The sequence below is a fragment of the Streptomyces sp. NPDC127117 genome (assembly GCF_042677325.1).
GTDB lineage: Bacteria > Actinomycetota > Actinomycetes > Streptomycetales > Streptomycetaceae > Streptomyces.
The window spans coordinates 33673-56458 of sequence record NZ_JBHXTM010000025.1 but is presented as its reverse complement, the minus strand read 5'-3'; the positions used below and the strand labels follow the sequence as shown (position 1 = coordinate 56458).

Below are 22786 nucleotides of genomic sequence, written 5' to 3'. Positions count from 1 at the left end.
AGCGGTGCCCGCCCGGCAGCAGCCGGTGATCACTTCTCGCGCAACGGCACGGACACGTACGACGGGTCCGCCGAGGACGAGGAGAAGGTCAGCTGTGATCCGGTCGGGTTGTGCTCGATGTAGAGCGGATCGACGGTGTCGATCACCAGGGTGAGACGGTGACCGGCCGGAACGTCGTAGGCGGTGGAGAACAGCTCCAGGTCTACGGGGAACGGCCGGCCCGGCGTCCGCCCGTGGAAGGTATAGGGGGCGTTGCTGACCAGCTTTCCGAGGCCGAGCGGCCCTTCGTCGTAGAGATACGCGACGAAGGTGCCGCTCTCCTTGTTCGGGGTCACCGTGGTGTGGACCTTCACCGTGCCGCGCACCTGCTGCTCCACCGGGTACTTCCCGGACTGCCAGACCCCCGCGAAGGCACGGGGCAGCAGCGGTACGGAGGCGATCGGCGGCAGCTTCACGAACTGGTCGAGCGCGTTGGACAGCATGACGATGCCGCCGTTGGCGCCGGAGTCGATGCCGGCGAGGATCCGCCTGGTGCCGTCGAGCCCGATCCGCTCCTCGGCGGCCCCCACCGACTTCCAGTCCGGGTAGCCCTCGTAGCCGCCGTCCGTACGGGATTTGAGCTGGACCGGCGGCTCCTGGTCGATGCCGTTGCGCTCGCCCTTGAGATAGCGGTCGAACCAGCGGTGGGCGTCGGTCCAGGTGTCGTTGGGCAGGCCGAGCAGTCCGGTGGCCTCCGCCGTGGCGTGGTCGCCCGGACGGAACTCCAGACGCTTGGGGCCGCTGAGTTTCTCGTAGAACGAGGCGTACTGGTTGGGCGGGAAGATCGTGTCGCCCCAGGCGTTGCCCATCATGATGGCCGCGCCGTTGGCGTTGATCTCGTTCAGGTACGCGGCGGGGGAGCGCTTCTTCCCCCAGGCGATCATGTCCCCTTCCTTGGCGAGGTTGGAGCCGAGGAAGTCGGTGAGCGTCCGGGTCAGCTCTTCGCCCGGGCGGCCGGTGAGCAGTCCGGAGCCGCCGAGGAGGGCGGCGGCCTGGAGATGCTGGGTGCGGCCGCTGTAGATCGAGTCGATGAGATCGGCCCAGCCGCTGAGCGCGACCACGGCCTTGATCCGCTTGTCGTGCCCGGCCGCGAGGAGGCTGATGCCCGCGCCGTAGGAGACGCCGCCCATGCCGATGCGGTCCGGGTCGGCCGGGGTGCTGGCGAGGGCCCAGTCGATGACCGAGGAGACGTCCGCGAGGTCCGGTTCCCCCGCGACCTCGATCTTCCCGCCGGAGAGCCAGAAGCCCCGCGAGGTGTAACTCACCACCACATAGCCGGAGTCGGCGAGCTGCTGCGCCTGGGCGAAGTATTCGACCTGCGGCAGGCCCCAGCTGGTGGGCAGCACGATCAGCGGGTGCTTGGCGCCCGGCTCCGCTCCGGCAGGCGTGAACACATTGCCCTTGAGAGTGATCCCGCCGGAGCCGGGGATGTCGTGGAACTCCAGGCCCGGCGCGGACGCCGCGAGCGGCGCGGCGGGAGTGCGGGCGGCGGCCGCCGGAGCCGCGGCGAGGGCGGCTCCGGCGAAGAGGACGGCGGCGGTTCCGATGGAAGCGGTGGCGCGCAGAGCCGGGTACGGACGTCCCACGGGTCACTCCTCACGGGTGCGGGGCAAAGTGACCCGACGGTAACCCCGGCTCCTTACCCGTGGTAACTCATCGGTAAGTTACGTGAGGGTAACAATTGCCGGGCCTGTAGCGGGAGGCCCGGCGCCCCGCCCCTCCCGCTACAGCGCGCTCTTCGCCTGCCAGTCGGCCCACGCCACGTTCCACGCCCCGTATCCGTTGCCCTCCGCGACCGTGCCCTTGGCGTCCGCGCCGGTGATCTCGAACGGGTCGCCGACCCGCACCTGCCCGTACAGCGCGCCGGCGTCGGCGTCGCTCATCCCGACGCAGCCCGAACTGTGGTTGGCCACCCCGAAGTAGGCCGCGTTCCAGGGTGCCGCGTGGGCGTACATTCCCGACCAGGTCAGCCGCATCGACGAGTCGACCATCTTGTCGTAGGCGTCGCCGAGGCCGACCGTCTCGGAGCGCATGTTGATCGTGCCCTCCTTGGACATCAGCACGGCGGTCCCGCGCCAGGACGCCTTCTCGCCGCCCGGGGTTCCGGCCGACATGGGCACGTCCATGACGGTCTTCCCGTCCCGCTTCAGCGCCAGCCGGTGGCGGTCGAGGTCGACCTTGACCACCTGCTCGGCGCCGATCGTGAAGGTGGTCCGGTAGTCGCGTACGAACCAGCCGCCGGACTTGCCCGAGTCGATGCCGTTGAGATCGGCGTCGAGCGTGACCTTCGTACCGGACTTCCAGTAATCCTTGGGCCGCCAGTCGACGCGGTCCTTGCCGGAGTAGTCCTGCAGCCAGCCCCAGGAACCCTCGGTGTTGTTCGAGGTGGAGACCTTCAGGGCCTTCTCGACCGCCGCCCTGTCCTTCACCGGGTTGTCGAAGACGACCGACAGCGGCTGGGCGATGCCGACCGTGGTGTTCTTGCCGGGGGCCAGCGTCAGCTTGTTGACCTTGCCCGCGGCGGCGGTGGTGAAGCCCGCCTTGCCGCCGGCGCCCTCGGTGTTCTTCGCCTCGATGCCGTACGTGGTGCCGGGCGCGGCCACCCGGTCCGACGTCCAGGTCCTGCCGTCGGCGGATATCCGGCCGGTCAGGGCCTCGCCCCCGTCCGCGCTCACCGTGACCGTCTTCAGCTTCCCGGTGTCGAGCGTCACCTTCACCGGCGTCCCCGGGGCGGCCTGGCTGCCCCGCAGGTTCACCGAGATCCTGGCCTCGGAGGACGCGGCCGCGCCGCCCTTGTCCGACTCCGAGTCCGAGGCGGAGGCGCCGGAACACGCGGTGAGCATGACACCGAGCGCCGCACTGCCGGCGACCAGGGTGAGCCGGGCCGGGCGGCCGAGCGGAGCGGTGCGGCGTACGGGCCGGCGTGCAGCGATCAACGGAAAAACCTCCAAGGCATTGCTTCTCGCCGAGAGAGAGGGGCACAGCCGGCGAGCGGTTCCGCAAAACGGCCGAAAAACGGGAAATGCCGTGTGTGACATGTAACGCAGCAGACCGGTCGTCGTCCGGCCACCTGCGCCGCTCGGCCCCGGCTCGGACCGTTCGACGAGCACCCGGTGCCGGACGCGGCGCGGGGTACCCTCCACCCCTGACCCCGACGGCCCGCCTTCGAGCCTTCCGCCGGAAGCCCGGCACCGGCGGCCGGGTCGTCGAGACGCGCGGAGAGTGGGAGTGAACCGGTGGGCGGAGCCGCGAACAACACGCTGTATCAGGGGTACCGGGCGCACCTGGCCCGCCGGTGACCGCCACCGAAGCGGCCACCACCGAGGTCGCGGACCACGAACCCCGTTCGGTGCTGCGCAACGGCGCCGTCATGGCGGCCGGCTCCATCGTCTCCCGGGCGACCGGCTTCATACGCTCGGCGGTCATCGTCGCCGCGCTCGGCACCGGACTTCAGGCCGACGGGTACAACGTCGCCAACACCGTGCCCAACATCCTCTACACACTGCTCATCGGCGGCGCCCTCAACGCCGTCTTCGTCCCCGAACTGGTGCGGGCCGCGAAGAACCACGCCGATGGCGGAGCCGCGTACACCGACCGGCTGCTCACCCTCTGCGCCGTCGGCCTCCTCGCCCTCACCGGCATCACCGTCCTCGCCGCCCCGTGGATCGTCTCGGTCTACGCCCCCGGCTACCACGGCCAACAGGCGGAACTGACCGTCGCGCTGGCCCGCTACTGCCTGCCGCAGATCCTCTTCTACGGACTGTTCACCCTTCTCGGCCAAGTGCTGAACGCCCGGGGCCGGTTCGGCGCGATGATGTGGACCCCGGTCCTCAACAACATCGTGATCATCGCCGTGTTCGGGCTCCACCTGAGCATCGCGGCGGGCTCCGACGGCACGCTGACCCCGGGACAGGCCCGGCTGCTCGGCTGGGGCACGACCGCCGGGATCGTCGTCCAGACGCTCGCCCTGGTGCCCGCGCTGCGCGCCGCGAAGTTCCGCTGGCGGCCCCGGTTCGACTGGCGGGGCAGCGGCCTCACCCGGCCACTGCGCGCGGCCGGCTGGCTGGTCGCGCTCGTGCTGACCAACCAGATCGCCTACTGGGTGGTGACCCGGCTCTCCACCACCGTCGGCCAGCGCGCCGCGGACCTGGACCTGGCGGGAGGCCCCGGCTACACCGCGTACAGCTACGCCTATCAGCTGTGGATGGTCCCGCACGGCATCGTGACCGTCTCGCTGGTCACCGCGCTGATGCCCCGGATGAGCCGGGCGGCGGCCGACAACGACCTGCCGGGGCTGCGGAGCGACGTCTCGTACGCCCTGCGCACCTCGGCCGCGGTCGTGGTGCCCGCGACGGCCCTGCTGTTCGCACTGGCACCGTGGGTGATGGGAGCCGTCTACGGATACGGGGTCACGGGCGACGCGGGCATCGCCGTGATGGCGGGCATGCTGATGGCGTTCGCGCCCGGACTCGTCGCCTACTCGGGGCAGTACGTGCTCTCCCGGGCGTTCTACTCGATGAGCGACACCCGCACACCGTTCTTCCTCAACCTGGTGATCGCGGCACTCAACGCCGGGCTCTCGGCCGCCGCGTATCTGCTGCTGCCGGTCCGCTGGGCCGTGACGGGAATGGCCGGCGCCTACTCCGTCGCCCTGTTCGCGGGCTTCGCCACCACTGCGTACGTGCTGCACCGCAGGGTCCGGGGCAGCGGCGCGACCGCGACCTCACCACTGCGCTCGCCCACGCTGTGGGCGCAGCTGCGACTGGTGGCCGCGACCGTGCCCGCCGGGGCGCTGGCCCACCTCACCGCCCGGGCCTGCGCGGGCGCCGGGGACTTCGCGGCGGTGGGCGCGGGCACCGCGGTGCTGCTGCTCACGGTGGCGCTGCTGGCACGGCCGCTCCGGCTGCGGGAGGTCAGCGCCGTGCTCACGGCGGGCCGGAGACGGCTGCGACGGGCCTGAACCCGGCGCCGCGAGGTGTCGTCGGTCAAGGCAGGATCTCGATGTACCCGTCGGTTCCGTGCACGCGGATCCGTTGTCCGTCGGGGATCAGCCGGGTGGCCCCTTCCACGCCCACGACGGCCGGCAGGCCGTACTCCCGGGCGATCACCGCGCCATGGGTCATCAGGCCGCCCACCTCCGTCACCAGGCCCGCGGCCGCGACGAACAGCGGCGACCAGCTGGGGTCCGTGAAGGGTGTGACCAGGATGTCGCCCGCTTCGAGGTCGGCCTCCGCCATGTCGAGAATGACGCGGGCCCGTCCCTCGACGGTCCCGGCGGAGACGGGCAGGCCGATCAGGGCACCGGCCGGCACGTCGTCGCGCCGGTACGTCCCGGTGACGGCCTCACCGTCCGAGGTGAGTACCCGGGGCGGCGTGAGCGCGTGGTACGAGCGGAATTCGTCCTTGCGCCGCTGGATGAGCCGGTCGTCGACCTGGTTCGAGCGCACGGCGTCGTGGAGTTCCTGGAAGGTGAGGTAGAAGATGTCCTCCTTCTCGGGAAGCACGTCGGCCCGCACGAGGCGCTCGGCCTCCTCCAGCAGGGCCTTCTTGTAGACGAAGTAGCGGCTGACGATGCCGTACTTCGGGTACTCCCGGTACCCGATGAAGGTTCTGACCCGGTCGATCATCCGCTTGGTCTCGTCGGCCTTCCGGTCCCCGTCCGGCAGGGCCCGCAAGCGTGACAGCACGTCCTGTTCCTTCTTCCGCGCCCTGCGCCGTCCTTGTTCGAAGCGCCGCCCGGCGGCGCCCGGTTCGAAGTTCCTGACGTTGTCGAGGATCGCGGGCACGAGCGTGGCGGGGCGCTCGCGCCAGCGGGGCCTGGTGATGTCGATCTCGCCGACGCAGCGCATGCCGTACCGGTCGAGGTAGGCCTCGATGGCGTCGCGCGCTCGGGTTCCGCCCGGTAGTTCCGCCAGCTCGTCCAGGAAGCCCTCGTCGTCCCCGACGTTCCGCAGGAACGCCACCACCTCCGGCCGCGGGCGGATCACGTCCGCGACGTCCAGCAGCGCCAGTCCCATCTCCGACGTGACGTTGTCGGGGGCGGACAGCGTCAGCGTGTCAGCCGCGTTCGTCTCGCCCAGCCACTCCCGCAGCCTGTCGTTGAGCCACCACGTGGCCTCCATCCCCGCCATGATCGCCTGGAAGCTCAGCGGATCGCCGAGGGCCCGCTTGTGCTCCTCGAAGGCCTCCAGCAGGAAGTCGAACAGCGCCGGTCCGCTCTTCGTCCGGATGTCGCGCTCCAGCACGGCGATGGATGCCCGGCTGCGCTCGATCAGCCCGGTGACGACGGCAGGATCGGTTCCGATCGGGGCGGACGCACTCCCGGCCGGTGGCCGGCCGGGGCCCGGGTCCGGGAGGGACGGGACGAAATCCTCGCGGGCGAGGACGGTCTCCAGCGCGTCCCTGATCAGTGGATCGCCTCTCCCCACGACGTCCAGGAGGGCGGCGCGGCTCGCGGGCGAGGCCAGGCGCCGGGTGGCGTCGACGAACAGCCTCCCGCCGGCCTCGTGCATCGGCGCCATGGCCGTCAGCTGCCACACCGAGATCCCCAGGGGTTTCATGGGGTCGGTCATCATCTGCTGATGACCCACGGAGAGGTAGACATGATTCTCCCGGTCACCGCTCTCGGGGACGGGGAACAGCGTCGTGATCGGCCGGCTCTGAACGATCTGGAAACCACCGTCGGCCAGGCACCATTCGATGTCCTGCGGGCGGCCGAAGTGCGCCTCGATCCGCCGCCCGAGCTGCACGAGCCGTACCGCCTGCACATCCGTCATCACCGGTCGCCCCAGCCGCCGCGGGCCGACCGCCGCTTCCCGAGCACCGTCACCCGGCAGATGGTGAACGGCGCGCCGCCCGGCGGCGACCGCCCTGGCGACGACTTCGCCGTCCCGCACTCTGAAGACGTCCGGGTTCACCAGGCCGGAGACCAGCGCCTCACCGAGCCCGAAGCCGGCGTCCACGGTGGCGACCCTGCGGTTGCCCGTGACCGGGTCCGCCGTGAACAGAACGCCGGACGCGTACGGGAAGGCCATCCGCTGCACGACCACGGCCATGTGGACCGAACGGTGGTCGATGCCGTTGTGCCGACGGTAGGTCACGGCCCGCTCGGTGAACAGCGAGGCCCAGCACCGGCTGACGTGCCGGAGAACCGCCGTCGGCCCCACGACGTCGAGGTACGTGTCGTGCTGGCCGGCGAACGAGGCCGTCGGCAGATCCTCCGCCGTCGCACTGGACCGGACGGCACAGGCGACCTCCTCCCCGAGCCGGGCGAGCGCGCGGGTGATCGCCGCCACGAGATCACCCGGAATGGTGATCTCCTCGACGGCCCGGCGGATTTCCGCACTGAGCGCGCGGACCGCCACCCGGTCCTCCGGGTCGAGCCGCGACAGCCGGTCGAGCCGCTCCCCGACCGCCGGCACTCCCGCCATGACCCGCCGGAAGGCGTCCGTCGTCACGCAGAAACCCCCCGGCACGCGGACGCCCTCGATCCGCGACAGCCCGCCCAGGTGCGCGCCCTTGCCGCCGACGACCGCGACCTGTGTCTCGTCGACCTCCTGGAGATCCAACACGTACTGCTCGATCATCGCCCTGCCTCCGAGGCAATCGTGTCCCGATGTACTGCGGCGGCCGACCGGATCGCCGGAACCCCCCAGCCCTGTCGAGCTTCTTGCCGAGCACGTCCTCACCCTCGCTCGCCTTCCCTCGCTCGCCTTCCCGTCGGCGAGCCGGCCGGCGCACACCCACGCACCCGGCATCGGCCGACGATTCTGCGCCGTGACCCGGGCCTTGCGGCAAGCCCCCCAGCGCGCTGTACGTTGAGAGTGGCAGGGAGAGAGTTCTCCTTGCCTTTCTCTTCGGCCGTCCACCGGGATCGACGCTCCAGCGATGCGGCATGGCACGTCCGAAGCGGTGGTGAGCCGACCAGGGGTGTCTTCCCGAGCACGTGCTGCCCGGCAGCCGCCGTCGATACGTCTACCGATGCCGCCCCGGGCAACTCCCGGTCGTGACCGGTCACATTACGTCGGGTCTACCGATGCCCACCTGATGCCGGCTGCCTAGTGTCGTGTTGTCCCCGGCAGCCACGGATCGAAAGCGGCCCCGCATGCGTCGGCTCACCTACTTCATCGGCTGCAGTGTCGACGGTTTCATCGCCGGTCCGGACGGACAGCACGACTCCTCGGGATTCGACGGTGACCTCAAGGCCGCGATTCTTGCCGAGCACCCCGAGACCATCCCGGACCGCCTCCGCGGGCTCCTGGGCGTCGTCACCACGGCCAACAGGAAGTTCGACACGGTTGTCATGGGGCGCGGCGCCTACGAGGCGGCACGAGCGAGCAGCACGACGAGTCCCTATCCCCATCTGCGGCAGTACGTGTTCTCGTCGACGCTGTTGCCTCCCGACCCCAAGACAGCTGTCGTGGCCGGCGACCCGGTGGAGTTCGTCCGCGCGCTGAAGCGAGAGCCGGGCATGGGCATCTGGCTCTGCGGCGGCGCCGTGCTGGCCGGGCAGTTGCTGGGGGAGATCGACGAGTTGGTCGTGCACCGCTACCCGGTGGTGTTCGGCGACGGCATCCCCCTGTTCCACACCTCGTTCGCCCTTTCCCACTTCACCCTGACCGGATCCCGGGTCTTCACCACCGGGACGACGGTCACCACGTACGCCAAGCAGTAGGAGAACACGTGTTGTTTCGACCCACGACCGAGGCCGATCTGGAACGCGTCGTAGCGGTGATCGTGGATGAGCCGGTGGGCTGGATAGACGCCGACCGCTATCAGGACGAGCTGCGGCAGGGGATGTACCGGCCCGAGTGGACCTGGATCGCCGAGGACGACGGGCGGGTGGTGGCGCGCGCCCTGTGGTGGGGGCAGGCGGACAGTGCTCACCCCGTCGCCCTGGACTGCCTGTACGTCGACCCCGCGCTCGCCGACCGGGCGGAAGCCGCGGCGGGGCTGCTGGCCGCCGGTCTGCGGGCGTTCGCCGCGCAGGGGGCGCCCAGGGCTCCGCTGTACAACCTGACGCTGCCCGTCGGCTGGCGTGACGACCCTGCCGCCGCGGCGGCCGTCGAATGGCGGGGCCGGGCTGCGGTACGGGCCGGGCTCACACGGGAAGTGGAACGGCTGCGCCTGGAGTGGACACCGGATTGCGGTCTCCCTCCGGCCGGGGGGAAGCTGACCTTCGCCCCGGGATCGGACGAGGAGTTCCTCCGGCTGTTCCGGCGGATAGCGGTCGGCAGCCTGGACGACGAGACCCGCCGAAGCCTGGAGGCCAAGGGCGCCGAAGCCACCGCACGGGCCGAAATGGACTTCTACCTCGGCTGCCCCGGCCGGCGTGACTGGTGGCGGCTGGCCCACGCCCCCGACGGGGCGGTCGTCGGGCTGGCTCTCCCGTCCGCGACACCGTACGCCCGTAACGTCGGCTACCTGGGTGTCGTACCCGAATTCCGTGGCCATGGGTACGTGGACGAACTGCTCGCCGAGATCACCCGCATCCACGCGGACGCGGGCACCGAGCTGATCACCGCCACCACGGACACCGGCAACGCGCCGATGGCCGCTGCCTTCGACCGTGCCGGTTACCGGATCTCGCAGATCCGCATGATCTATTCGGTTCCGGTGGCCTGAGGACCACCGGTTCGATCGACGAAGGACGTGACGTTGTCTCCCGATCCGGACACCGTGCACCCGCTGCCCGCGCATGACCGGGTGGTGTTCGGCAACGGGCGTGACGGTACGGGCAGTTGATCAACAGTCGCCCCGGCGAGGAACTACCGGGCGCGAGCCGTGCGTGCGGCGTCGAGCCGACCACCGTGCGCCGCAGGAAGAGAGGGAGAGCCTGAATGGCTGTGTTCATCGAGGAGTTCGCCGTGGCCGAGGCCGGCAGCGGACCGTACTCGCTCACCAGCGGCCCGGACGGGGCGTTGTGGTTCACCATGGTCCAAGGCGGAAGCATCGGGCGGCTGGTACCGGGAGGTGAGCTTTCGGCCCACCGGCTCGACCCGGAGTGCGGGCCGACGGTCATCGCCGTCGGGCCGGACGACGCCTTGTGGTTCACCGAGTACCGGGCACACCGCATCGGCCGGATCACTCTCGGCGGCGAGGTCACGGAGTACGGGCTGCCCACGGCGGAGTGCGGGCCGTTCGGGATCGCCGCCGGGCCGGACGGGGCACTGTGGTTCACCGAGACCGCCGCCGACCGGATCGGCCGGATCACCACCGACGGCCGTGTGACGGAGTTTCCGCTGCCGGTCACCGGGGCCTTCCCCTCCGCGATCACCGCGGGCCCGGACGGCGGGATGTGGTTCACCATGAACCAGGCCAACGCGATCGGGCGGATCGCCATGGACGGAGCCGTCACCCTGTACACCCTGCCGACCGACTCCGCCGCCCCGGTGGGCATCGCGGCGGGCCATGACGGGGCGCTCTGGTTCGTGGAGATCGGTGCCGGGCAGATCGGGCGCATCACCCCCGACGGCCGGACCACCGAGTTCCCACTGCCCGACCGCGCATCCCGGCCGCACGCCATCACCCCCGACAGCACCGGGACGCTGTGGTTCACCGAGTGGGCCGCCAACCGCGTCGGCTCCATCACCACCGACGGGGCGATCACCGTGCACGATCTGCCGACCGCCGGCTCGGAACCCCACGGCATCTCCGCCGGCCCGGACGGCTCCGTATGGGCGGCACTGGAGATCGGTGCGCTCACCCGCATCACCACGAGGCCGGGCGTTTGACCCGGTCCGGGCGGCCGGGCACACGCTGCTCGGAAAGCCTGAGCGACAGCACTTCCGTACGACACACAGAACGAAAAGAGAACCCCATGAAATACGCACTCGTGATCTTCGAGACGGACGAGTCGCGCAACAGGATCCGGACCGACCGGGACACCCACCGAGCGGCCTACGAAAGCTGGATCGGGCAGATCGCGGCGTCGGGAAAACTGGTCGGTGGCGATGCCCTCGACACCGAGGAGGCCGCTCCGGTGACCGTACGCAGGACTGCCGACGGGGCGCCCACCGTGACCGACGGGCCGGCGCACCCCGGCGAGGAGACCCTGGGCGGCTGGTTCGTGGTCGACGTCGCCGACCGTGAGGAGGCCGTGGAACTGGCGAAGGGCCTCGGCACCCCCGAGACGGTCGAAATCTGGCCGCTGCTCGAATCGGCCTGAGACGTCATCGCATTCGGCCCGGTGGGGCGGTCGGCCGTGGGGGGAATCGTTGAGCGGCTGGTGCCGGATGAGCTGTGGGAGCTGTTCCAGCGGATCGTGCCGGAAGCGCCGACGCTGCCTCAGGGCGGTGGCCGGCGCCGGCACGGTGACCGCGAGGTGCTGGCGGCCATCGTTTTCGTCGCGACATCGGGATGCACCTGGCAGCAGCTGCCCGTCGCCGCCTTCGGCCCGTCGGGAGCCACAGCTCACCGCCGGTTCACCGAGTGGACGAGGGCCGGGGTGTGGGCCGAACTCCACCGCCTGGTCCTCGACGAACCCGGCGCGCGGGGCGATCCGGAGTGGTCGCGCCGCGCAGTCGACTCGGTGAACACGCGGGCCCGGAAATGAGGGAGCCGGCGGGGCCGGGAAAGGTGGCAGCTCCGCGAGCAAGAACTCGACCGTCCCCTCGTACGGCCACCGCTCCGGGAGCCGGAAGACAGCCCCGCGAGAGATCTCCTCCGGATGTTCACTCAGCGGGGTCCACTTCATGGCCGGGATGCTGTCGAGCCCGTCCCGACCTGGCTATTTCCGTACCTTGTACGGGCTCTCCAGCGCTTCGGAGCCGGCACCCGGGGCTCACCGGGGTCACAAACCCACGGACGTATAGTGACGATCATGATGCCCGGTCGCGGCCGGGTACGGGGGCTGGGGGAGCGTGTGGTGCAGGGACGTGCCGAAGAGCTGAGCCATATCCGTCGGATACTCGCCGACGCCCATCGCGGGGAGAGCAACTGCCTGCTTCTGCACGGAGAGGCCGGCATCGGAAAGACCACCCTTCTCGAATACGCGGTCACCCATGCCGAAGGCGTGAGTGTGCTGCGGGTCGAGGGCATCGAGTCGGAGATGGAGCTGGCGTTCGGCGGACTCCACCAGCTCTTCCTGCCGGTGCTGGACCGGCTCGACCTGCTGCCGTCACCGCAGGCCGGGGCCCTGCGGGCGGTCTTCGGCCTGAGCGACGAGACCGTGCGGGACCGTCTCACCATCGGGCTCGCGGCACTGTCGCTGCTCTCCGAGGCGGCCGCCGGAAAACCCTTGTTGTGTGTGGTCGACGACTTGCAGTGGCTCGACCGGCCGTCCGTGGACGCACTGGTCTTCGCCGCCAGGCGGCTGCGGGCCGAAGGCGTCGTCATGCTCTTCGCCACTCGCGAGACCTCCTCGGCGAACGGTACGAAGAGCCTGCCCCGCATGTCCCTCACCGGCGTCGACCGGAAGTCGGCCGTGTCGATGCTGCCCCGCCTCGCACCCCCGGTCTCCGAGTGGATCATCGATCAGGCCCAGGGCAACCCACTGGCGCTGCAGGAACTGGCAGCGGCCCTGACCCCGGCTCAACGAGCCGGGCAACTGGGGCCGTTGACGCTGCCCGATGCGCAGCCGGCGCCGACGAGTCGACTGCGGGACGCCTTCGCCGAGCAGATCCGCCGCCTCCCCGATGCCACTCGGCGCATGCTCGCGGTGGCCGCCGCGGACGACACCGGGGACCTGCCCACGGTGCTGGCCGCCGCGGCCGGGCTCGGCGCGGAGGCCGGGGACCTGGAGCCGGCCGAGCGCGCGGAGCTGGTCCTCGTCTCCGCGCAGAGGCTGCGCTTTCGGCATCCGCTCATTCGGTTCGCCGCCTATCAATGCGCCCCGCTGGCGTGGCGGCTGGCGGTTCATCAGGCGCTGGTCGGGGTCCTGGACGGTCCCGCGCACGCGCACCGGCGAGCGTGGCACCTGGCCGCCGCGGCGACCGGCCCGGACGAGCAGGTCGCCGGTGAGCTGGAGCGGGTCGCCGAGTGGGCGGGCAGCCGGCAGGCCATGGCATCCGCGTCCGCCGCGTACGAGCGAGCCGCGCACCTCACCGCGGACACGGCCGGGCGCGCCCGCCGCCTGATCAACGCCGCGCAGAAGGCGAGCGAGGCCGGTCAGGACGAACGATGCCGTGCCCTCACCGACCAGGTGCCGCTGCCTCTCCCGGACCCGGGCATGGCGGCGGACTTCGCCCGTGCACGCTCCGTGGTCGAGCTGGGCTACGGCAGCCCCGGGCAGGCCGCCCGTCTGCTGGCCGAATGCACCGAAACGGTTTCCGCCAGCCGCCCCGACAAGCTCGCCCCCCTGCTGACCGACGCCATCCACGCGGCCTTCTCGGCGGGCGACGCGGCCCTCATGATGGAAATCGCCGTGCGCACCCCCGGCCTGCCCGTGGTGGCCACGCCCGCGAAGCTGCTGGCCGGTGACATTCCCGGCGCACTCCGGACGCTGGACGAACACGTGGCGGCTGCCCGTCGCGACGGGAGCGGCCTCATGGACCGGCTGATGGCCGGGATCCACTGCCATCTGGTCGCCGCCCACGAGAACGCGTACGAGCTGGCCACCGCGGCGGTCACCCACTGCCGGGAGCAGGGCATCGGCGGATGGCTGCCCACCACACTGCACCTGCTCGCCCAGGCGGAGCTGGCACTGGGCCGGCACGACGAGGCGGATACGCACGCCGCCGAAGCACTCCGGCTCGCGGAGGCCTACGACCTGGACCACCGGGCCGCCCACCTGCGTGCCCTGCTCGCGGTGCTCGCGGCCACCCGGGGGGAGGAGGAACACACCCGCGAACTGGCCGGCCTGGCAATGGAATACACCCGCCCCCGCGACGTCGGACGGGGCACGGCGGATGCGCTGTGGGCGCTGGGGCTGCTCGACCTCGGCCTCGGACGTGCTCAGGATGCGCTGGAACACCTGGAGGCGGCCCGGCACGCAGTGGGTCACCCCATTCTGACCCGGCACCTGATCCCCGATCTGATCGAGGCCGCCGTTCGCGCGGGCCATCCGGAGCGGGCGAAGGAACCCGCGAAACAGCTCATGAGCTGGGCGGACGACCTCCAACAGCCCCACTTCACGGCACAGGCCCACCGCTGCGCCGCCCTGACCGGCCCGGACACATCGGCCGAGGAACACTACACATCAGCCCTCGAACTGCACAACGGGGGCTGTGACTTCGAGCGGGCCCGCACCGAACTGCTCTACGGCGAGTGGCTGCGCCGGGGCCGCCGCAAGCTCGACGCCCGCGACCATCTGCGTACCGCGAGGGAGCTCTTCGAGAAGCCGGGCGCACTGCCGTGGGCCCGCCGGGCGGCCACAGAACTACAGGCGGCCGGAGAGGCCACTCACCCCGCCGATACCGTCGACTCGCCCATCAGCCGCCTGAGTTCACAGGAACGCGAGGTCGTCCGACTCGCGGCCGCCGGTGCCACCAACCGTGAAATCGCCACCCAACTGTTCCTGAGCCCACGCACCGTGGGACACCACCTCTACCGGGCGTTTCCCAAGCTGGGCATCAGCTCACGGACAGAGCTCGCCGGCCTGCTCGCCTTCTGACGGCAAGGCTCTGAGCACGGGCGATCCGGCCCGGCGAAGGGCTGATGCCGACGGCTGTCACGTCCGGCACGGCGGCGCGTACGTCGTCGGTCGTCGGCAGGATGCCGGCGGGCATTCGGCCTCGGCTTCACGGCGGACCTGACGGGGTGGGCGGCACGGCGTTACCCTGCGCTGACTATCCAGCACTGGAGGTGCGCATGCGACGTTCCGTTGCGCGGAATGTGTCGTTGTCGGCTGTTCTCGCCGCTGTCGTCACCATCGGGGCGGCGGCCCCGTCCTCGTCCGCACCACCGTCGGCACAACCACCCAAGTCGCCTGTCGCGGTGGGCTACGGAGGGGCGGTCGCCAGTGTCGACGCGGACGCGTCGGCCGCCGGTATAGAGGTGCTCCGCAAGGGCGGCAACGCGGTGGACGCCGCGGTGGCGACCGCCGCGGCGCTCGGTGTGACCGAGCCCTACTCGGCGGGCCTGGGCGGGGGCGGCTACTTCGTCTACTACGACGCCAAGAGACACACCGTGGAGACGATCGACGGCCGGGAGACCGCGCCGCGCAGTGCGGACTCCGCGCTGTTCCTGGAGAACGGCAAGCCGCTCGCCTTCGACGAGGCCGTCACCAGCGGGCTGGCGGTGGGCACCCCGGGCACCCCGGCCACCTGGGACACCGCGCTCGACACCTGGGGCAGCAAGTCGCTGCGGCAGGTGCTGAAGCCGGCCGAGCGGCTCGCCAGGGACGGCTTCGTCGTCGACAGCACGTTCCGCTCGCAGACCGAGGGCAACCAGGCCAGGTTCGCCGACTTCCCGGCAACCCGGAAGCTGTTCCTGCCCGGCGGGCAACTGCCGGTGGTCGGCTCGGTGTTCAAGAACCCCGACCTGGCGCGCACCTACGAACAGGTGGGCCGCAAGGGTGTCGACGAGCTGTACCGGGGCGAGCTGGCCGCCGACGTCGTACGGACCGTCCGCAACCCGCCCGTCGACCCGAAGTCCACCCGGGTGGTGCGGCCCGGCGACCTCACCGCGAAGGACCTGCGGTCCTACCGGGCACTGCGGCAGGCACCGACGCGGACCGGCTACCGCGGCCTCGACGTGTACGGCATGGCCCCGTCCTCGTCCGGTGGCACCAGCGTCGGCGAGGCGCTCAACATCCTTGAGTCCACGGACCTCTCGAAGGCGAGCGAGGCGCGGTATCTGCACCGCTACATCGAGGCCAGCCGGATCGCCTTCGCGGACCGAGGGCGCTGGGTGGGCGACCCGGCATTCGAGGACGTGCCGACACGGGAGCTGCTGAGCCAGCGGTTCGCCGATGCGCGGGAGTGCCTGATCAAGGACGACGCGGTGCTGACCAGCCCGCTCGCGCCGGGCGACCCGAGGCACCCGGCCGACTGCCGGGACGGTGGAACGGCCGCCCCGACGACGTACGAGGGGGAGAACACCACCCATCTGACGGCGGCCGACAAGTGGGGCAACGTCGTCGCGTACACCCTGACGATCGAGCAGACCGGCGGCAGTGGGATCACCGTGCCGGGGCGTGGCTTCCTGCTCAACAACGAGCTGACGGACTTCTCGTTCGCGCCCGCCAACCCCGCCGTCCACGACCCGAATCTGCCCGGTCCGGGCAAGCGCCCGCGCTCGTCCATCTCGCCGACGATCGTGCTGAAGCACGGCGAACCGGTGCTGGCGCTGGGGTCGCCCGGTGGTGCCACCATCATCACGACGGTGCTCCAGTCGCTCATCGGCACGGTGGACCGGGGGCTCCCGCTGGTCGACGCCATCGCGGCACCGCGCGCGAGCCAGCGCAACTCCGCCACGACGGAGATCGAGCCGGGGCTGTGGAACAGCCCGGTCCGGGCGGAACTGGAGTCGCTGGGGCACGCCTTCAAGCTCAACCCGGAGATCGGGGCGGCGACGGGTGTGCAGCGGCTGCCGGACGGACGGTGGCTGGCGGCCGCGGAGAAGGTGCGCCGGGGCGGCGGCTCGGCGATGGTCGTGCGGCCGAGCGGACGCCCGTGACGGTGGCGGCCGCCACTCGAAGGTATTGATGACGCGTCAATAATGCTTCATACGGGGCTGGTTACCGGTGAGAGTTCACCGGTAACCAGCCCCGTGGTCTTGACGGAGGCATCGGGCCGGGGCCATGTTGAGCACGTCGGTAAGGAAAGTTTCCTATTGGAAGGGCACCCCCACTGTGCGTACCCGAACGCTCGCCCTCGCCGCCGCCTCCGGTGCCGCCCTGCTTGCGACCGTCACCCTGAGCCCGGCCGCCCACGCCGGTCCGGCCCGGGGCGCGGACCTCAAGGAGGGCTCCGTCAGCGCGGCCGATCTGCTGGCCAAGGTCACTTCGTGTTCGCAGATCTCCAACGGCAAGTACCGTACGGACGAGGAGACTTCGGCGACCATACCGGTCTGCGGCAAGAACGGTGCCGTGTTCTGGAAGGCCGACATGGACATCGACTGCGACGGTGAGATCACCGCCGCCTGCAACGAGGACACCGATCCGTGGTTCCAGAACGGGACGGCCTTCGAGACCTCCGCCGGAGAACCCCTGAACGCCGAGACGCTGCCGTACGTCGTCGTGCCGAGCACCAGCAGCATCTGGAACTACAGCGATGCCGGGATCAAGGGCGGTGGCGTCGTCGCCGTCATCTACAACAACAAGGTCGAGTACGCGGTCGTCGGTGACACCGGCCCCAACAAGATCATCGGTGAGGCCTCGTACGCCACCGCCAAGGCCCTCGGCATCGACCCGGACCCGGAGACCGGCGGCGCGGAATCCGGCGTCACCTACATCCTGTTCAAGAACTCCAAGGTGTCGCCCATCGAGAGCCACAGCGCCGCCGTCACCGCGGGCGACGCCCTCGCCAAGCAGTTCATCCAGAACAACTAGCGGTCATCCGCGGGCGGTTGGCGGCCCAGCCGCCCTGCCGTTCTCGCGGGCGGTCACAGCGCGGTCAGGATGCGCGGGCCGTCGTCGGTGATCGCCACGGTGTGCTCGGCGTGCGCGGCCCGGCTGCCGTCGGACGTACGCAGTGTCCAGCCGTCCTGGTCCGGGTAGAAGTCGTCCTTGCCGCTGCCGATCAGCATCGGCTCGATCGCCAGCACCATCCCGTGCCGCAACGGCATGCCGCGACCCGGTCGTCCTTCGTTGGGGACGGCCGGGTCCTCGTGCATCGACCGTCCGATGCCGTGGCCCCCGAACCCCTCCGGGATGCCGTATCCGGCGCCGCGGCAGACCGTGCCGATCGCATGCGCGATGTCACCGATCCGATTGCCGACGACCGCCGCCGCGATGCCCGCCTCCAGCGCCGCGAAGGCCGTCTCGACGAGTCGGGTGTCGGCGGGCCGGGCGCGCCCGACGATGAAACTGATCGCCGAGTCACCGGCCCAGCCGCCCAGGACGGCGCCCGCGTCGATGCTCACCAGATCGCCGTCGCACAGCCGCTGGTCGGTCGGGATGCCGTGCACGATCGCGTCGTTGACCGACGCGCAGATCACGGCGGGGAAGGGTGTGGGCGCGAAATGCGGCCGGTAGTTCAGGAACGGCGACCCGGCGCCCGCGTCACGCAGTACGCCGCGGGCCACCTCGTCCAGTTCACGCAGGGAGACGCCGACCGCGGCCGCTTCCCGTGCGGCGGTCAGCAACTGCGCCACGACCCGGCCGGTCTCGCGCATGGCTTCGATGGATGTGTCTGTCTTGAGCTGCACCATGCCAATTACTATACCGGTCTCAGCGGTATTAGAATGACGGCATGGTACGAACGCCCCTGACCCCGGAAGAGCGCCGTCGCGGCGAACGCCTCGGTGTGCTGCTGCGTGAGGCACGCGGCGGACGCAGCATGGTCGAGATCGCGGCGAGCGCCGGAATCTCCGCCGAGACGCTGCGCAAGATCGAGACCGGCCGCGCCCCCACCCCCGCCTTCTTCACGGTCGCCGCGCTGGCCGGGGCGCTCGGACTCTCGATGGACGAGATTCTCGCCCGCTCCGCTCCGGAGCCGGACGCGGTGCCGCTGGCGGGGTAGCGGCGGCCCTTGCGGTGCGCGCCGGTCACGCCTCGGCCGCAGCGCGGTCGAAAAGCGCGCGTAGCCGTGCCGTAACACGGCTGATGTCGAATGCCTGCGGACTGGAGGCTCCGGTCGACGTCGGCGAGGGCAGAGATGACAGAGCGTCAAGATGCTTGGGAAGTGCGGGAGTTCGCGCAGTACCTGCGGGATCTCGTGACACTGCTGGACCCCGGGAGCGGCTGGTACGGGCTCTTCCTCCGCCGTGATCCTGCCGGGATGCGCGCCTGTCTCGACGGCGCCGAGATTCCGCCCTGGGACGTGATGGAGTCGCTGCTCGGCGATCTGGCGGCCCTGCGCGGCACGGCATTCGCACAGCGCGAGTCGGTGCGGGCCGCCGGGCTGTACTCCTCCTCGGTGGCCGCCCACGACCGCCGGCCGGGCGGGCGGCAGGTGCTCGTCGAGCGACTGGAGCTGATGCGAGAGGAGCAGGCAAACGCGGCCCGACGCCTCCGGGCCGCCGGTGCGGGCGGCGCGACGCCCCCGGACATGGAGGCGGCCGCCTGGGCCAGGGACGACCATGAACGGGCCACGGCCCGCTGCTCGGAGCTGCGCGAACGGCTGGCCGCGGCGGCGGTGCCGGACGGCTGGTTCCGTGCGGAGGTACCGGGGGAGCGGGAGGTGCCGGGAGTACCGGGGGAGCGGGAGGCGCCGGGGGCGCCGGAGCTGTCAGGGGTGCCGGAAGTGCCGGAGGCCCCGGAAGCGCCGGACCGGGGCGGGAAGGCCGGACCTGAAGCCGGGGCGGAGCGCTTACCGGAAGCCGGCCCGGAGCGTGTCCCGGAGGCCCTGCCATCCGCCCCTCGGCCGCCCGCCCCCGGGCGCCGGAGGCCGCGCGGTGCCAGGTTCGCCGGCCTCGACCTGGACGACGCCGACGACTCGCCCGCCCTGCCCGCGCCCGTGCTGCCCCTTCCGCCCGCCACTGCCGCCGTGCCGCGCGGCGCCCGCTTCGCCTCCGCGCCCGGCGAGGACAACTCCGCCGGGTCCACCACCCGTGCCGCCGCCCCGGACCCGGAGGCCCACCGGGCGGCCGTACGGGTCGTCGAGAGGCTGGTCCGGCTGCGGGCCGGAGGCAGAAGCGGTGAGGCGCACGTCGTGCTCTGCGAGGCGGCCGGCTGGCCCGCGGAGCGGCTGCCGGTACTCGCCGTCGAACTGCACCGGGCCGGCCTCGACGCGGACTGGGCGACCCTGCTGTGGGAGGTGTCCTCGCTGCCGCCCGCCCGGCTGGCCGCCGCTGCCGGAGCGTTGCACTCCGCAGGGCGCCCCGACGACTGCGGGCAACTGCTGCGCCAGGGCGTGGCCAGGCCCGCCGGGGAGATCGCCGCCGCGGTGGTGGCCCTGGAACGCGCCGGCCAAGGGGGACAGGCGCGGGCACTGCTGAGCGCCTACGTCCGCGTACGGACTCCGCAGGACGCGGCGCGGGTCGCGGCGGGCGATCCGCACCGTCTCGTACCACCACTGCTGGCCGCGGCCCGCGCCGTCTCACCGGCCAGGGAACGGGACGTCGCCCACGCCCTTCGGGTGGCCGGTATCGCGGGGGCACCCTGAGCAGGTGCCCCCGGACCGGCTACTCGGGCTGCGGCGGGTAGAACCGCCGGGCCCAGCGGCGGAACGGGCCGATCGGGCCGTCGCCGGGAGCGAGCCGCGGTGGTTGCTGGTACTGCTTGTGATTCCAGATCGGGAAGTCCGCGGCGGTGAACTCGCAACTGGACCGGAAGACGGCGCGGTCCAGCACCCTGGCCGCGGTCCGGCTCACCGCGCGGGCGAGCGGGGCCGGCAGCCGGGACGGCTCGGCGAAGGCGATGCGGTTGCGCTGCCGGAACTGCATCCGGTTGGGCGCGATCGCCGTCGGCATCACCATCGTGCACATCCGCAGACCCAGCCGGGCCGTGTGCACATCGGCGTGCAGACAGCCGAGCCCGTACCCGTCCACCTCCACATCGACGACGAAGTCACCCAGGAGCGGCGCCGACTCGTGGGCCCGCATGGACACATGGAACGAGGCGTCGTCGTAGACCACCGGCCCGCCGATCTCGGCCCTGGCCCAGCCGTGCAGGGTCGCGAAATGCCCCAGGTCCACCGAGTTCTCGATGACTTCCTGTACATTGCCGGCCAGCTCCCAGGCGGCGCTGCGGGCGGGCCGGTGACCGATCTCGTGCCAGGCCGGGATCGTCCAGTCCGGAGCCCGGCCGTCGTGGTGCCGCCACACGAAAACCGCGCCGTTGACCTCCAGGACCGGCAGCTGTGACAACGGCGACCTCGGCGGCTTCGTGTCGTATCCGGTACGCACACACGCGCCGTCCGGGCCGAACGCGAAGAAGTGGAAGGGGCAGACGAGATCGTCCCCCTCCACCTTGGCCAGCCCGAGATGGGCGCCCAGATGCGGGCAGTACGGACGGATGGCTCGGACCGCCCCCGTACCGAGCCGGTACAGCACCACGTCCTCGCCCGCCAAAGGGCGGGTGAGCACGGTGCCCGGCCGCAGCTCCTCGGAGAACGCCAGCGCGGACCAGCCGCTCGGACAAGGCAGAGCGGGCGCGCCCGCGACGTCGGCCGGTGTCGGCCCCTCGCTGATGGCGCGCCCGAACTCGCGTGACAATCCCACCACTTCCCCTTCCGGAACAGGTCCTGCGGACACTGCCCAGGCTGTTCCGGGATCCTCCCCGAAAACCACATCTCACTCGAACGGGAAGGAATTGGAAGGAAGTTGACGGGAGGCCGGTGCGACCGCGGCCCTGATCCGGACGGAAGACCCTAGCGGGCCCGCGACTCGTACCCCACGAGCCTGACGCAGACGGCGAGCCCCGCGATCGCCTGCTCCAGCTCCGCGAGCCCCGGGTAGCTGGGCGCGATCCGGATGACCGCGTCGCGCGGGTCGTTGCCGTACGGGTGGGTGGCGCCGGCAGGGGTCAGCACGATGCCCGCCTCGGCGGCCCGGCGTACGACCTCCCCGGCACAGCCGTCCGGCACCTCCAGGGTGACGAAGTACCCGCCCTTGGGCGAGGTCCAGGTCGCGAGACCGGTCCCGCCGAGCTCGGCGTCCAGGATCCGGGCCACCACCTCGAACTTGGGCCGGAGCAGGGCGCGCTGGCGCTCCATGTGAGCCCGCACCCCGTCGGCGTCCCGCAGGAACATGACGTGCCGCAGCTGGTTCACCTTGTCCGGGCCGATCGAACGCTTGGCGTTGTTGCCGAGCAGCCACTGGAGGTTCGCGGGCGAGGAGCCGAAGAACGCGACGCCCGCACCCGCCGCGGTGATCTTCGACGTGGAGCCGAACACGAACGCCCGGTCCGGGTTCCCGGCCTCGGCGCAGGCGCCGAGCAGATCGGCGATCTCGACGGGCTCGTCGGTGAGGTGGTGGGCGGCGTAGGCGTTGTCCCAGAAGATCCGGAAGTCGGGGGCGGCGGTGCTCATGGCGGCGAGCCGGGCCACGGTCGTGTCGCTGTAGCAGACGCCGTCCGGGTTGCTGTACTTCGGGACGCACCAGATGCCCTTGATCGCCGGGTCCTCGGCGACGAGCCGCTCCACGGTCTCCATGTCCGGGCCGTCGGCGGTCATGGGCACCGGGATCATGTCGATCCCGAACCGCTCGCAGAGCGCGAAGTGCCGGTCGTAGCCGGGCACCGGACACAGGAAGGCGATCCGCTCCTGGTCCACCCAGCGCGACTCGGCGCCCGGCACCACGCTCAGCAGGGCGTGCACCAGGCAGTCGTGCATCAGCTCAAGGCTGGAGTTCCCGGCCGCGAGCAGCTGGTCGGCCGGCACCTGGAGCACCCCGGCGAAGATCTCCCGGAGTTCGGGCAGCCCCTGGAGCCCGCCGTAGTTGCGTACGTCCACACCGCCGGCGGAGGTGTGCCGCCCGCCCGGCAGGCTCAGCAGGTCCTCGGAGAGGTCCAGCTGCTCGGGGGCGGGCTTTCCCCGGGTGAGGTCGAGCGAGAGTCCGAGTCCCGCCAGGTCCTGGTAGTCCTGACGGGCCCGGTCGAGGAGCCCGGACAGGGCGTCGGGGCTCAGCTCGGTGGTCATGGTGTTTCCTCTCGCAGGGTGCCGCTCTGATCGGGGGCTTCTGCCGAGAATACAAACCGGCGCGGAAGGTCGACGGGGCGGGAGGCGGCAGCCGGGGGGTCCGTCCGGATGCCGGTGCCCCGTGT

At 71.3% G+C, this 22786-nt stretch carries 16 protein-coding genes and 1 pseudogene; 11 read left to right on the top strand and 6 right to left on the bottom strand.

Translation table 11 applies throughout. The annotated features are described in order from the left end of the window. Window positions 1-29: 29 nt before the first annotated feature. On the bottom strand, window positions 30-1625 hold the full coding sequence (locus ACFVH0_RS22450) for a CocE/NonD family hydrolase (RefSeq protein WP_385822624.1): 1596 nt from the start codon (window positions 1623-1625) through the stop codon (window positions 30-32). A gap of 138 nt (window positions 1626-1763) precedes the next feature. Then, a complete protein-coding gene (locus ACFVH0_RS22445) occupies window positions 1764-2975 on the bottom strand; it encodes an Ig-like domain-containing protein (protein WP_385822621.1) in 1212 nt (403 codons plus the stop codon). Window positions 2976-3334: 359 nt separating this feature from the next. On the opposite strand from ACFVH0_RS22445, the gene murJ reads away from it, so the two are divergent. Next, complete coding sequence (gene murJ, locus ACFVH0_RS22440; protein ID WP_385822619.1) at window positions 3335-4999, top strand: murein biosynthesis integral membrane protein MurJ; 1665 nt, start codon at window positions 3335-3337, stop codon at window positions 4997-4999. Window positions 5000-5024: 25 nt separating this feature from the next. Here the strand turns inward: murJ and rph are convergent, their stop codons facing one another. Beyond that, window positions 5025-7625 carry a rifamycin-inactivating phosphotransferase gene (gene rph, locus ACFVH0_RS22435; RefSeq protein ID WP_385822617.1) on the bottom strand — a complete coding sequence of 867 codons (2601 nt, stop codon included), beginning with the start codon at window positions 7623-7625 and terminating at the stop codon, window positions 5025-5027. 518 nt (window positions 7626-8143) lie between these two features. Between rph and ACFVH0_RS22430 the strand changes: the two genes are divergently transcribed. The 8 genes and pseudogenes from ACFVH0_RS22430 to ACFVH0_RS22395 all read left to right on the top strand — a co-directional run bounded on the left by ACFVH0_RS22430 (window position 8144) and on the right by ACFVH0_RS22395 (window position 17470). Further along, complete coding sequence (locus ACFVH0_RS22430; RefSeq protein ID WP_385822615.1) at window positions 8144-8713, top strand: dihydrofolate reductase family protein; 570 nt, start codon at window positions 8144-8146, stop codon at window positions 8711-8713. A gap of 8 nt (window positions 8714-8721) precedes the next feature. Then, window positions 8722-9663 (top strand): GNAT family N-acetyltransferase, encoded by a 942-nt coding sequence (locus ACFVH0_RS22425; RefSeq protein WP_385822613.1) that lies wholly within the window; start codon window positions 8722-8724, stop codon window positions 9661-9663. A gap of 215 nt (window positions 9664-9878) precedes the next feature. Continuing rightward, window positions 9879-10772 carry a virginiamycin B lyase gene (locus ACFVH0_RS22420; RefSeq protein ID WP_385822611.1) on the top strand — a complete coding sequence of 298 codons (894 nt, stop codon included), beginning with the start codon at window positions 9879-9881 and terminating at the stop codon, window positions 10770-10772. Between the two features lie 86 nt (window positions 10773-10858). After that, a complete protein-coding gene (locus ACFVH0_RS22415; RefSeq protein WP_385822610.1) occupies window positions 10859-11206 on the top strand; it encodes a YciI family protein in 348 nt (115 codons plus the stop codon). Window positions 11207-11242: 36 nt separating this feature from the next. After that, a pseudogene (locus tag ACFVH0_RS22410) lies at window positions 11243-11590 on the top strand (transposase); the annotation flags it as partial. A gap of 270 nt (window positions 11591-11860) precedes the next feature. After that, complete coding sequence (locus ACFVH0_RS22405; protein ID WP_385822608.1) at window positions 11861-14590, top strand: AAA family ATPase; 2730 nt, start codon at window positions 11861-11863, stop codon at window positions 14588-14590. A 197-nt stretch (window positions 14591-14787) separates the two neighbouring features. Next, window positions 14788-16596 (top strand): gamma-glutamyltransferase, encoded by a 1809-nt coding sequence (gene ggt / locus ACFVH0_RS22400; protein ID WP_385822606.1) that lies wholly within the window; start codon window positions 14788-14790, stop codon window positions 16594-16596. Between the two features lie 175 nt (window positions 16597-16771). After that, window positions 16772-17470 carry a glycoside hydrolase family 75 protein gene (locus ACFVH0_RS22395; RefSeq protein WP_385822604.1) on the top strand — a complete coding sequence of 233 codons (699 nt, stop codon included), beginning with the start codon at window positions 16772-16774 and terminating at the stop codon, window positions 17468-17470. A gap of 53 nt (window positions 17471-17523) precedes the next feature. On the opposite strand, the gene map is transcribed toward ACFVH0_RS22395, so the two are convergent. Further along, window positions 17524-18291: a type I methionyl aminopeptidase gene (gene map, locus ACFVH0_RS22390; RefSeq protein WP_385822602.1), complete on the bottom strand. Its 768-nt coding sequence runs from the start codon at window positions 18289-18291 to the stop codon at window positions 17524-17526. A gap of 41 nt (window positions 18292-18332) precedes the next feature. Between map and ACFVH0_RS22385 the strand changes: the two genes are divergently transcribed. Together ACFVH0_RS22385 and ACFVH0_RS22380 are read left to right on the top strand one after the other, a co-directional pair. Next, window positions 18333-18602, top strand: a complete 270-nt coding sequence (locus ACFVH0_RS22385; protein ID WP_385822600.1) for a helix-turn-helix domain-containing protein — start codon at window positions 18333-18335, stop codon at window positions 18600-18602. 135 nt (window positions 18603-18737) lie between these two features. Further along, window positions 18738-20186, top strand: coding sequence for a hypothetical protein (locus ACFVH0_RS22380; RefSeq protein ID WP_385822599.1), 1449 nt, complete (start codon window positions 18738-18740; stop codon window positions 20184-20186). A 19-nt stretch (window positions 20187-20205) separates the two neighbouring features. Here ACFVH0_RS22380 and ACFVH0_RS22375 read toward each other — a convergent pair whose 3' ends face one another. Next, entirely contained in the window at window positions 20206-21243 is a 1038-nt protein-coding gene (locus ACFVH0_RS22375; protein ID WP_385822597.1) for a Rieske 2Fe-2S domain-containing protein, read from the bottom strand. Between the two features lie 149 nt (window positions 21244-21392). After that, entirely contained in the window at window positions 21393-22661 is a 1269-nt protein-coding gene (locus tag ACFVH0_RS22370) for an aminotransferase (RefSeq protein WP_385822595.1), read from the bottom strand. Window positions 22662-22786 lie beyond the last annotated feature (125 nt).

Coding starts and splice junctions, on each gene's coding strand:
- ACFVH0_RS22385 (WP_385822600.1), top strand. CDS start 18,333: ATGGTACGAACGCCCCTGACCCCGGAAGAGCGCCGTCGCGGCGAACGC.
- map (WP_385822602.1), bottom strand. CDS start 18,291: ATGGTGCAGCTCAAGACAGACACATCCATCGAAGCCATGCGCGAGACC.
- ggt (WP_385822606.1), top strand. CDS start 14,788: ATGCGACGTTCCGTTGCGCGGAATGTGTCGTTGTCGGCTGTTCTCGCC.
- ACFVH0_RS22420 (WP_385822611.1), top strand. CDS start 9,879: ATGGCTGTGTTCATCGAGGAGTTCGCCGTGGCCGAGGCCGGCAGCGGA.
- rph (WP_385822617.1), bottom strand. CDS start 7,625: ATGATCGAGCAGTACGTGTTGGATCTCCAGGAGGTCGACGAGACACAG.
- ACFVH0_RS22405 (WP_385822608.1), top strand. CDS start 11,861: ATGATGCCCGGTCGCGGCCGGGTACGGGGGCTGGGGGAGCGTGTGGTG.
- ACFVH0_RS22430 (WP_385822615.1), top strand. CDS start 8,144: ATGCGTCGGCTCACCTACTTCATCGGCTGCAGTGTCGACGGTTTCATC.
- ACFVH0_RS22370 (WP_385822595.1), bottom strand. CDS start 22,661: ATGACCACCGAGCTGAGCCCCGACGCCCTGTCCGGGCTCCTCGACCGG.
- ACFVH0_RS22380 (WP_385822599.1), top strand. CDS start 18,738: ATGACAGAGCGTCAAGATGCTTGGGAAGTGCGGGAGTTCGCGCAGTAC.
- ACFVH0_RS22415 (WP_385822610.1), top strand. CDS start 10,859: ATGAAATACGCACTCGTGATCTTCGAGACGGACGAGTCGCGCAACAGG.